Annotated in this window: 7 protein-coding genes; 5 read left to right on the top strand and 2 right to left on the bottom strand. The window is 56.2% G+C overall.

From position 1 onward, the window contains the following. Positions 1–340 precede the first annotated feature (340 nt). Together T9A_RS12525 and T9A_RS12520 are read left to right on the top strand one after the other, a co-directional pair. Positions 341–1,093 (top strand): endonuclease/exonuclease/phosphatase family protein, encoded by a 753-nt coding sequence (locus T9A_RS12525; protein ID WP_035248948.1) that lies wholly within the window; start codon positions 341–343, stop codon positions 1,091–1,093. A 100-nt stretch (positions 1,094–1,193) separates the two neighbouring features. Then, complete coding sequence (locus T9A_RS12520) at positions 1,194–2,084, top strand: restriction endonuclease (protein WP_035248946.1); 891 nt, start codon at positions 1,194–1,196, stop codon at positions 2,082–2,084. A 296-nt stretch (positions 2,085–2,380) separates the two neighbouring features. Here T9A_RS12520 and T9A_RS12515 read toward each other — a convergent pair whose 3' ends face one another. Both T9A_RS12515 and T9A_RS12510 read right to left on the bottom strand, forming a co-directional pair. After that, complete coding sequence (locus T9A_RS12515; RefSeq protein WP_035248944.1) at positions 2,381–3,670, bottom strand: ribonucleotide-diphosphate reductase subunit beta; 1,290 nt, start codon at positions 3,668–3,670, stop codon at positions 2,381–2,383. 135 nt (positions 3,671–3,805) lie between these two features. Continuing rightward, positions 3,806–6,688 carry a ribonucleoside-diphosphate reductase subunit alpha gene (locus T9A_RS12510; RefSeq protein ID WP_035248942.1) on the bottom strand — a complete coding sequence of 961 codons (2,883 nt, stop codon included), beginning with the start codon at positions 6,686–6,688 and terminating at the stop codon, positions 3,806–3,808. Between the two features lie 645 nt (positions 6,689–7,333). Between T9A_RS12510 and T9A_RS12500 the strand changes: the two genes are divergently transcribed. From T9A_RS12500 to glpK, 3 genes are all read left to right on the top strand, one after another. Continuing rightward, the gene (locus T9A_RS12500; protein WP_035249018.1) at positions 7,334–8,056 is read left to right on the top strand and encodes a response regulator; all 723 of its coding nucleotides are present in this window, start codon (positions 7,334–7,336) and stop codon (positions 8,054–8,056) included. Positions 8,057–8,091: 35 nt separating this feature from the next. Next, on the top strand, positions 8,092–9,708 hold the full coding sequence (locus T9A_RS12495) for an ATP-binding protein (protein ID WP_035248937.1): 1,617 nt from the start codon (positions 8,092–8,094) through the stop codon (positions 9,706–9,708). Between the two features lie 792 nt (positions 9,709–10,500). Then, a complete protein-coding gene (gene glpK, locus T9A_RS12490) occupies positions 10,501–11,991 on the top strand; it encodes a glycerol kinase GlpK (protein WP_035248935.1) in 1,491 nt (496 codons plus the stop codon). Positions 11,992–12,037: the final 46 nt, after the last annotated feature.

The following is a 12,037-nucleotide window of genomic DNA, read 5'->3' as shown; positions in this document are numbered from 1 at the left end:
ACTTCCAAAGCGCTGAATAGCTGCGCAATAGCACGCTTTGCTGGCGTATAAAAATATAGTTTTCAGTATATTTATGGACTATACCGCGCTTATCTGTGCCAATGGAAGAGTCGAAAGGTGTATTCAGAAATGGGGCCCAGTGAGTAAATTGGGCAATGCTCTGGCCTTGGATAAAGTGTAGCCTTGATCCAGGATTAAGCTGGTGGCTTGCTGCTTGAATCTAGGGATAATGGAGAGCCGTTTCTTGTGGTCTGACACCTCGATTAGGTAGTGATTGACCGCCTTCGTTGGTGTTCGGAATCATGTAGCACACTACATAGGCTATTAACTGTCCCTATCTATGAAAGTTGTAACCTGGAATTGTAATGGGGCACTTAGGCTGAAGCTTGCAGAAGCAGATAGCTTGCAGGCTGATGTTCTGGTGGTTCAGGAGTGTGAAGATCCTGCACGATCGACCCCTGCATATAGAGAGTGGGCCGGTTCTTATCTGTGGCTGGGCGAGTCAAAAAATCGTGGCATTGGCATCTTTCCCCGAAACGGTCACCGAGTTGAGAAGTTAGATTGGAGTGGCAGTTTTTCCGTCCCTGGGCTGTTCAGCAAAAGTGAAACACTGAGTTGGGTTACGGAAGATCTCAGGCTTTTTCTCCCGTTCACTATCAACAGAGATTTCACTTTGCTGTCCGTCTGGACGAAGGGGCGCAATGAGGAGGTATTTGGCTACATGGGGCAATTCTGGAAGTATCTCCAGATTCACCGTGAGGATCTTAACCGGTCAAAGACAATCATCCTCGGCGATTTTAATAGCAATGTGCGCTGGGATAAGCCGGATCGCTGGTGGAACCACTCGGATGTAGTTGCTGAGCTCCAGGAGATGGGCTTCAAGAGTCAGTATCACCGAGTATTTAAGGAGGAAGAAGGAAATGAAAGCTGCCCAACATTTTTCATGCAGCGAAACCGCGATAAGCCTTACCACATTGATTACGTATTTACCTCGTCAGATTTTTCCGAAGAATGTAATTTACAGGTTGGTCAGCACGACGAGTGGATCTCAATAAGTGACCACGTGCCGTTGACGTTGAGCATCAAAAGTTAATAAGGAAATAAAATCCGTTACGGGATTTGGTCGCCATCGGACGCTCTTTTTAGGTCGTCGTTTATTGATGGCGTTAGGCTACAAAGAAAGGATCGTGCAGATGGAAACGGTAGATTTGCCGAAATTTAATGAAACTTTTGGACCAATTCTCCAAGTTCTTTCAGATGGACAGGTTTTGAAAGGCAGGGAGCTTATTCGCGTAGTTGAGGAGCGCTTTTACAGCGATTTGCCAGTAGAACTGCTGCAAAGAACCACCAAGAATGGCGAGCGATTGATTGAAAATCGAATTGCTTGGGGAAAGTCGTACTTAAAGAAGGGTGGGTTGGTTCACTATCCACAGCGCGGTCAAGTTCAGATAACGGAAAAGGGTAAAGTTTCTGCTTCTCAGGGGGTCGGGCTTGAGCAGTTGCATTCAAACGTATTCTCATTTTATGAGCCTGAAAACAGTAGCCGCATAGGTTTTTCAGCTGCAGCAGGAGAGGATAGCCCACAAGATCTCATTGATGCTGGCTTCGAAAAAATAGAAGCTGACGTTAAAGGTGAATTACTGGCCAAGCTCAAAGAGGTCGACCCATATAGATTTGAAACAATCATCTTAATGCTGCTAAAAAAAATGGGGTATGGAGATTTTATTGAAACAGCTAAATCGGGAGATGGTGGGATTGATGGAATCATTAACGAGGATCAGTTAGGCCTTGAAAAAATCTTTATTCAAGCTAAGCGATTTACCCAAAATAAGGTTCGTGAAACCGATATTAGAAATTTTATTGGAGCGATGAGTGGGGATACCCGCAAAGGCATTTTTGTAACCACTTCTTCTTTCGACCAAAAGGCGGTTAAGAAAGCACATGATGCCCACCACACGATCGTTTTATTGGATGGAGAAGGGTTAGTGGATTTGATGCACAAGTTCAATGTTGGTGTGCAGATCAAAAACTCCTATGAGGTTAAGGCTGTTGATAGTGATTTTTTTGAATATGAGGATATGTAGCCTCACCATTTGTAGCGTTCGGCAGCTAAATGGGGATGAGTTCGGGTTAACTTTGAATCGTCATAACCTCCCTGGGTTTCTTCTGGCAATGCAAAATTTTAATCATCGAGCTGTTCATGCTTAGCAAGCATTAACCCGAAGAGTTCAAGATTGAGTCACCCCTTGAGTGGTGATTTTTCGGTTTGGTGCGATCCTCTAATGGCAAGAAATCTGTAAGTCCCTGATATAAAAAGAGGACACGTTACCGTCTAATGGAAAACGTGCCCTCTCTAATGGCAATTTACAGCTGTTATTCCCTATTCCCAGGAGAGCGCGCCGCCCACCTGGTATTCGGTCACCCGCGTTTCGAAGAAGTTCTTCTCCTTGCGCAGGTCCATGATTTCGCTCATCCACGGGAAGGGGTTGTTCACGCCTTTGAATTGCTCCGGCAGGCCCAGCTGGACCAGGCGGCGGTTGGCGATGAACTGTAGGTACTCTTCCATCATGGCGGCATTCATGCCGAGCACGCCACGCGGCATGGTGTCGCGGGCATATTGGATTTCCAGCTCGGTGCCTTCCAGGATCATCTGGGTGGCCTTGTCGCGCATCTGGGAATCCCACAGGTGTGGGTTTTCCAGTTTGATCTGGTTGATCACGTCGACACCGAAGTTCACGTGCATGGATTCGTCACGCAGGATGTACTGGAACTGCTCGGCCACGCCGGTCATCTTGTTGCGGCGACCCATGGACAGGATCTGAGTGAAGCCGCAGTAGAAGAAGATGCCTTCCAGTACGCAGTAGAACGCGATCAGGTTTTCCAGCAGCGCCTTGTCGGTTTCCACGGTGCCGGTTTTGAATTCCGGGTCGGACAGGTCGCGGGTGTACTGGATGCCCCATTGCGCTTTCTTCGCTACCGAGGGAATCTCCTGGTACATGTTGAAGATTTCGCCTTCATCCATGCCCAGTGACTCGATGCAGTATTGATAGGCGTGGGTGTGGATCGCCTCTTCAAAGGACTGACGCAGGATGTACTGGCGGCACTCCGGGTTGGTGATCAGCCGGTAGATGGCCAACACCAGGTTGTTGGCGACCAGGGAATCCGCGGTGGAGAAGAAACCCAGGTTGCGCTTGACGATACGACGCTCGTCGTCGGTGAGGCCGTCGGTTTTCTTCCACAACGCCAGGTCGGCGTTCATGTTCACTTCCTGGGGCATCCAGTGGTTGGCGCAGCCATCCAGGTATTTCTGCCAGGCCCAGTCGTACTTGAACGGCACCAGCTGGTTCAAGTCGGCGCGGCAGTTGATCATGCGTTTGTCGTCGACTTCCACGCGGCCGGCGGTGCCTTCCAGCTCGGCAACGCCTTCGCTGGCATCCATTTGCGACACAGTGGCGCGGGCGCGAGCTACGGCGTCGGTGGTGTCTCGTTCGGTTCGTCCTTGTCGCTGTTCGTCGGCTCCGCCTGTAATCGGCGCACTTCCCGCTCCCGGTGCTTTAGCTTCAGGTGCCGCTTGGTCAGATACCGTCTCAGGTTGCGGCGGCGTTGCGGGGCTTGGCTGCGGTTTGGCGACAGGCGTCTCTTGCGCATTAAATTCGTCCCAGTTCAGCATGTGCTCTCTCCATATTCTTTCAGGGATGACGCCGTGGCGTCATCGATGGTGCATTGTTTTAAGTGGCCTGGGGCCGGCAGCTGGACGCCTGGCGCTCGAAGAATGGCAAGCGTCGAGCGTCCGGCAGCTGGCACCTTACTGACAAGCCTCGCAATCCGGGTCATCAATGGAGCAGGCCTGCGGTACGTCAGCAGCCTGGTTGAATTCGGCAGGGGCTTGCGGGGCTGCGGAGACCCGGTTGAGCTTGCCGTCATTGATGGTGGATTTTTCTGTTTGAGTTGCCCCGATGGCGCGCAGGTAATAGGTGGTTTTCAAACCCAGCAACCAGGCCATCTTGTAAGTCACGTCCAGCTTCTTGCCGTTGGCTTCGGCAATGTACAGGTTCAGGGACTGAGCCTGATCGATCCACTTCTGGCGACGGCTTGCCGCTTCCACCAGCCAGCGCGGTTCCACTTCAAAGGCGGTGCGGAACTGCTCTTTCAGGTCGGCCGGAATTCGTTCGATGGGCTGTGCGGAACCATCGTAGTATTTCAGGTCGTTGACCATCACGTTGTCCCACAGGCCGCGATCTTTCAGTGCCTTCACCAGGTAAGGATTGACCACGGTGAACTCGCCGGACAGGTTCGATTTCACATACAGGTTCTGGTATGTGGGCTCAATGGACTGTGAAACCCCGGTGATGTTGGCGATGGTGGCGGTGGGGGCGATGGCCATGACGTTGGAGTTGCGCATGCCTTTCTTTGCCATCTCGCGCACGTTGTTCCAGTCCAGGGACTGGCTGCGATCCACCTTGCAGTATTCCTCGCCACGTTGCTTGACCAGAATGTCGATGGAGTCGATAGGCAGTACGCCCTGGCTCCACAGGGACCCTTCGAAGGTCTGGTAGGCGCCACGCTCTTCGGCCAGTTTGGCGGAGGCCTGGATGGCGTAGTAGCTCACCGCTTCCATGGAATTGTCGGCGAATTTCACCGCGCCTTCGGAGGCGTAGCTGATGCCCTGCTTATACAGCGCGTCCTGGAAGCCCATGATGCCCAGCCCGACCGGACGGTGCTTCATGTTGGAACGTTCTGCCTGGGGCACGCTGTAGTAGTTGATGTCGATGACGTTATCGAGCATGCGCACGGCGGTGTTGATGGTGCCTTGCAGCTTCTCGATATCCAGGCCGTTTTCGTCCACGTGCTGGGCCAGGTTAACGGAACCCAGGTTACACACGGCGATTTCTTCCTGGTTGGTGTTCAGGGTGATCTCGGTGCACAGGTTGGAGGAGTGCACCACGCCCACGTGCTGCTGCGGGCTACGCAGGTTGCACGGATCCTTGAAGGTGAACCAGGGGTGGCCTGTTTCAAACAGCATGGAGAGCATCTTGCGCCACAGGTTGATGGCGGGGACGCGCTTGAACAGCTTCATTTCGCCGCTGCGGGTTTTCGCTTCGTATTCCAGGTACGCCTTCTCGAACGCTTCGCCGTACAGATCGTGCAGGTCCGGGGCGTCGTTGGGGCTGAACAGGGTCCACTCTTCTTCGTTGATCACGCGCTTCATGAACAGATCAGGAATCCAGTTGGCGCTGTTCATGTCGTGGGTGCGACGGCGGTCGTCACCGGTGTTCTTGCGCAGCTCCAGGAATTCTTCGATGTCCATGTGCCAGGTTTCCAGGTAGGCACAGACGGCGCCTTTGCGCTTGCCACCCTGGTTAACGGCAACGGCGGTATCGTTGACCACTTTCAGGAACGGTACCACGCCCTGGGAGCGACCATTGGTGCCCTTGATGTAGGCGCCCAGTGCACGCACCGGGGTCCAGTCGTTCCCCAGGCCGCCGGCAAACTTGGACAACATGGCGTTGTCCTGAATGGCGCCATAAATGCCGTGCAGGTCGTCGGGCACGGTGGTCAGGTAGCAGCTGGACAGCTGCGGGCGCAGGGTGCCGGCGTTGAACAGGGTCGGCGTGGAGCTCATGTAGTCGAAGCTGGACAGCAGATTGTAGAACTCGATGGCACGGGCTTCGCGGTTGTCTTCTTCTACCGCCAGGCCCATGGCCACACGCATGAAGAAGCACTGGGGCAGCTCGATGCGTGTGTCGTTGTGGTGGATGAAGTAGCGGTCGTACAGGGTCTGCAGGCCCAGGTAGGAGAACTGCAGGTCGCGGTTGCCATCAAGGGCGGCGCCCAGCTTGTCCAGGTCAAACTCGGCCAGTTTCGGTGACAGCAGTTCTAGCTCGATGCCTTTGCCGATGTAGGCTTTCAGGGCCTCACCGTAGAGCGCATTCATCTCGTCATGGCTGGCACGCTCCGCCACGTTCAGGAACTGCAGGGCTTCGGCGCGGATCTTGTCCATCAGCAGGCGGGCAGTGACCTGGGAGTAGTTGGGCTCCACTTCGATCATGGTGCGGGCAGTGATCACCATGGAGGTGTTCACGTCATGGATGGACACCCCGTCGTACAGGTTCTTCACCGTTTCGGTGATGATCTTGTCGGCGTTGACGTCTTCCAGGCCGGAGCAGGCAGCACGAATCAGGTGCTCCAGGCGCGCCATGTCCAGCGGTGCCTTGCTGCCGTCTTCCATGGTGACGGTCATGTCCACCTGGTGGGTGGGCTCGGGCAGGTCGTGGCTTTGTTCGGCACGCTTGGCGGCCTGGCGTTCACGGTAGAGCACGTAGTCACGGGCCACTTTCTGCTCGCCGTTACGCATCAGCGCCAGCTCTACCTGATCCTGAATCTCTTCGATGTGGATGGTGCCACCGGAGGGCATGCGACGTTTGAAGGTGGCGCTGACCTGCTCGGTGAGGCGCGCCACGGTTTCATGGATACGGGAAGAGGCGGCAGCGGTGCCGCCCTCTACCGCCAGAAACGCCTTGCTGATGGCCACGGTGATCTTGTCGTCATCGTAGCCGACCACTTTGCCATTGCGCTTGATAACGCGAAGCTGGCCCGGGGCAGTGCTGGCAATGGACTGGTCCTGGCCGCTGTCGTCGCCTGCCGGGGAGCCCGTGTGGTTGGGGTTTTGGCTCATATCCGTCTGCATGGTGCGCTCTCCGTTGTTTGTGCTGTTCTGTCTGTTGTCGGGTTTGTGTGGTGGTGCCGGCGTGGTCTGATGCCGCGTATGGCACACCACGCAAAACGCCACAGCCGTCAGGCCATGGCGCAGTGAAATCTATGTTGGATGGTGCCTGGTGGTCGAATTTGGATGTGGACCACTATATCTTGTGTCTTGTCCATGACGATGATCTTGCCCCTGGTAGCCCGAAAAGCTCTAAATGGCTGATGTGGCTATATTTTTCGGTACGCTGGATAGTGTTATCCCGGGGTGGCGGCAATTTTACAAAAACCCAATATGTTGGGGTCGCCGCCTGACTTCAGTACAAGTTATAGTTGCGCTCCCGGATTTGCAAGCACTTCGCCTGGGGAAATTTTGTGGATAAGTTGTGGACCAATGTGGGTGCATTTGGGGCGCGCTTTTCCGGGGCATGCCAGTACTAGATATTGTGTTTGTCAACTGTAAAAACTCTGCCGTGAAGCGGCTTCAGTGTACCTTTGGTATCAGCAAGGTTGCCGTGGACAGTGTCTATGCGTATAAACACCTGATAGGGATACGTTTGTTACAGTTTGCCGCCTTGTGCACTGTGTACGACGACAATAATGATACGAAGTGAAAAAGGATAAGGACGGGATGACAACGGTGCAGGATAACCCGCCAGCAATCATGATCGTGGAAGACGACGAACGACTTGCCGATCTTACCTGTGAATATCTGCAAACCAATGGTCTCAATGTGACGGTGGTCAGCGATGGCGAAGAAGCCATTCGTCGCATTCGTGCCGAGCAACCGGATCTGGTGGTACTGGATTTGATGTTGCCCGGAGCCGACGGCTTGACCGTCTGCCGCGAGGTTCGCAGCGCCTACAAAAATCCCATTCTCATGCTCACCGCCCGTACCGATGATATGGATCAGGTACTCGGCCTGGAGATGGGGGCCGATGATTATGTGGCCAAACCGGTAAAACCCCGGGTACTGCTGGCGCGCATTCGTGCCCTGCTGCGCCGGGTGGAAACCGACAACGAACGTGACAGCTCACCGGCGCGGCTGGAATTTGGCGCCCTGGTGATCGATAACTCCGCCCGGGAAGTGACCCTGGCCGGGGAATCGGTGGACCTGACCAGTGCCGAGTACGATCTGCTCTGGCTGCTGGCCTCCAACGCGGGCACGGTGCTGTCCCGGGAAACCATCTTCGAGAAGCTGCGTGGCATTCAGTATGACGGTCAGGATCGCTCCATCGATGTGCGTATTTCCCGTATCCGCCCGAAGGTAGGGGATGACCCGGAAAACCCCAAGCGTATCAAGACGGTACGATCCAAGGGCTATCTGTTCGTCAAGGAAATCGGCGCGGCCTGAGCGTTTCTGTGCCGTGGCGTGATGCTGGGTGACGCTTGAATAGTATTTTCCTGAGGCTCTACGGTGGCTTGCTGCTGGCGCTGTGTTTTATCGGCGCCATCACCTATGCCGCCGTACAGCTGGTTAACAGCTACCGCTCGGATATCTACCGGGAAGAAATGGCGCGGGGTACCTTCTACCTGATGGCGGAAGGGTACCAGCGCTATGAACCCGGTGAGCGTGACCGCTGGAGCCAGGTGCTCAGCAAGCTGTTCAATGCGGATATCCAGCTGCAGTCTGCCGCAGAGCTGGATTTGGGCTACCGGGAAACCCTGCACCTGGAAGACGGCCTGGTCGTCATGCGCCTCAATGAGCAAAAAGGGTATGCCGATATCCTTTTTCAGCTGCCTGGTGAGCCGGAGTACATCACCACCCGTATGACCAAGGTGTCAGAGCAGCAGGCCCGGGCCACTGCAGTGCTGGTGCTCAACCACCTTTCCCTCTTCCCCGAAGACGAATGGGAGCTGGCCCTGGGGCGGCTCCAGCAGCACTTCGGTTACCCCCTCAGTCTGGTGTCCCGGGACCATGTACCCCTGGATCCGGAGCAGGAACAGCGCCTTAACCGCCGCGAAGTGGTGATCGGCCTGGATGACAGCACCCGCAGCGACTCCAGCATCCGCATTTATGCGCCGGTGGCAGACACTGGCAAATTGCTGGTGATTGGGCCTCTTAGTCTGTTCGACCAGTTTCCTATCGAGCTGCTGCTGGTGGCCGGTATTCTCAGCCTGTTGGCGGTGGCATTGGCAACCTACCTGCAGGTGAGCCCCCTGCAACGCCGCCTCAAGCAGCTTGACCAGGCGGTGAGTCAGCTGGGCAGCGGTGACTTGGGGGCCTATGCCAATATTGAAGGTAACGATGCCATTGGCCAGGTGGCGGCCACCTTTAATGGGATGACAGCGCATATACGTCGCCTCATTGAATCCCAGCGGGAAATGACCCGGGCGGTGAGCCATGAACTGCGTACCCCGGTGGCGCGGTTGCGTTTTGGTTTGGAGATGCTGGCGGATATTGAGTCGGCGGAATTACGCCGGGAAAAACTCAATGCCCTGGATCATGACATTGAGCAGCTGGATCAGTTGATCGACGAAATCCTTACCTATGCCCGCCTGGAACAGGGCACCCCCAATATCGAATTCAAACCGGTGCTTCTGGGCGAGCTGTGCGAACAGTTACGCGAAGAGCTGGAAACCATTCGCGGCGACACCGTGATCACCGTGGACTGTGATCAGCCCACCCTGGAAGTGGAAGCGGAAGAGCGCTACCTGCACCGGGTATTGCAGAACCTGGTCACCAATGCCCTGCGTTACGCCGGTTCACAGATCGTCATGGTGGTTGATGGCGACGAAGACCAGGTCATTATTCATGTTGATGATAACGGCCCGGGCATTCCCGAGCATGAGCGGGAGCGAGTGTTTAAGCCCTTCGCCCGGCTGGACAAGAGCCGCCACCGCGCCAGCGGGGGTTATGGCCTCGGCTTGTCCATCGTCAAACGGATTGTGGATTGGCATGGTGGTGACATCCGTGTGGACGAGAGCCCCATGGGCGGTGCCCGGTTTACCATCATCCTGCCGCGTAGCCAGCAAGGCCAGCATGTGCTGGGGCGTGTGAACTGAGCTACGAGCTACGAGCTACGAGCTACGAGCTACGAGCTACGAGCTACGAGCTACGAGCTACGAGCTACGAGCTACGAGCTACGAGCTACGAGCTACGAGCTACGAGCTACGAGCTACGAGCTACGAGCTACGAGCTACGAGCTACGAGCTACGAGCTACGAGCTACGAGCTACGAGCTACGAGCTACGAGCTACGAGCTACGAGCTACGAGCTACGAGCTACGAGCTACGAGCTACGAGCTACGAGCTACGAGCTACGAGCTACGAGCTACGAGCTACGAGCTACGAGCTACGAGCTACGAGCTACGAGCTACGAGCTACGAGCTACGAGCTACGAGCTACGAGCTACGAGCTACGAGCTACGAGCTACGAGCTACGAGCTACGCTCGTAGGATAGGGAAAGGGTGGAAAGTTCCCGGTGTCTCTTCATTTCTACGAAGCCGCTGTAGGAACGGCGCGTAGCGGAGTAACGCACGTAGTTCCGTGCGGCCCGAAGGGTGAGCGAAGCGAATAAAATTCTTGCATGGCGAACCGCGCTTGCGCGGAAATCGACCGAAGGGCGATCAGGGCTTTCAAAGCGCAACAGATGTCGACAACCAGCATCGTAGGGTGGATTACGCCTTCGGCTAATCCACCCTCCGTTCAAGTGCTCCTAAATAGCCGATAAGGTCTATCCGGTTGTCCGTTATCGTTCAATCTGTCATCAGGGCTTCATGTAAAATACGGTTCTCGACGCACCCAAGAGGCGTCTGTCTATCCAGCCACCAATACTGATAACAGGGTTAGCTGAGCCATGTCATATATCCTTTCCATTGACCAGGGCACCACTAGTTCCCGCGCCATTGTGTTCGACAGCAGTGGCCGGGCCTGTGGGCAGGCGCAGAAAGAGTTCCGCCAGCATTTTCCCCATGATGGCTGGGTGGAACACGATGCTATGGAGATCTGGAACGATACCCTGGCCCTGTGTCAGCAGGCTCTGCGTAACGCCCGGGTAGAGGCCCGGCAGCTGGCTGCCATCGGTATTACCAACCAGCGGGAAACCACCGTGCTGTGGGACCGCAGGACCGGGGATCCACTTGCCAAGGCCATTGTCTGGCAGGACCGGCGCACCGCCTCTGCATGTCAGAGTCTGCGGGATGCTGGCCATGAAGACATGGTGCGGAACAAGACCGGCCTGTTGCTGGATCCGTATTTTTCCGCCACCAAACTGGCCTGGCTGCTGGATAATGTGCCCGGCGCCCGTCCGCGCGCCGAGTCGGGGGAACTGGCGTTCGGCACCATCGACTGCTGGCTGCTCTGGCAGCTGACCCGTGGCAAGGTGCATGCCACCGACGCCACCAATGCTTCACGTACCCTGTTGTTCAATATCCATGAGCAGGTCTGGGATACGGCACTGCTGGAGCTCTTTGATATTCCCGCAGCGGTGTTGCCGGAGGTGCGTGACAGCGCCGGGGAATTCGGGTCCACCTGCCCCGAGCTGTTGGGCGCAGCAGTGCCAGTGGCCGGCATTGCCGGGGACCAGCAGGCGGCGCTGGTAGGGCAGGCCTGTTTTCAGCCGGGCATGGTAAAAAGCACCTATGGCACCGGCTGCTTCATGGTGATGAATACCGGTGAGGCAGTGGAATCTCATAATCGCCTGCTCACGACCGTGGGTTACCGGCTCAACGGCAAAACCACCTATGCGCTGGAGGGCTCCATCTTCGTGGCCGGTGCAGCCATCCAATGGCTGCGCGACGGCCTTAATCTGATCCGTGATGCCAGCGAAACCGAAGCGCTGGCACGCCGTGCCGGTTCCGCCGGTGGCGTCTATCTGGTGCCGGCCTTTACCGGCCTCGGTGCTCCCTGGTGGGACCCCCACGCTCGTGGCGCCTTGTTGGGATTGACCCGCGATACCGGTATTGCCGAGGTGGTAACGGCGGGGCTGGAAGCGGTGTGTTATCAGTCCCGGGACTTGCTGGATGCCATGGCAGCGGACTGCGGTACCCGGCCCACTACCTTGCGGGTGGATGGTGGAATGGTGGTCAATAACTGGCTCAGCCAGACCCTGGCGGATGTGCTGGGTGTTTGCGTGGACCGGCCCATGGTCACCGAGACCACGGCGCTGGGGGCGGCCTATCTGGCGGGTCTGGGCGTGGGTCTGTACGACTCTCTGGATGCCGTGGCTGAGCAGTGGCGCTGCGAGCGGGAGTTTACGCCGCTACTGGAAGAAGGGGAGCGCCAACGTCGCTACCAGGGATGGCGTGAGGCGGTGGCACGGGTCTGCCAGAGCCCGGCTGGTGAATAAGGTCCTGAGGTAAGTGCCGGAAAAATCAGGGACTTTTGTGCCACTT

The organism is Alcanivorax jadensis T9 (genome assembly GCF_000756655.1).
GTDB classification, from domain to species: Bacteria; Pseudomonadota; Gammaproteobacteria; order Pseudomonadales; family Alcanivoracaceae; genus Alcanivorax; species Alcanivorax jadensis.
The sequence above is the reverse complement of the archived record's forward strand: the minus strand, read 5'-3'. Positions and strand labels throughout refer to the sequence as shown.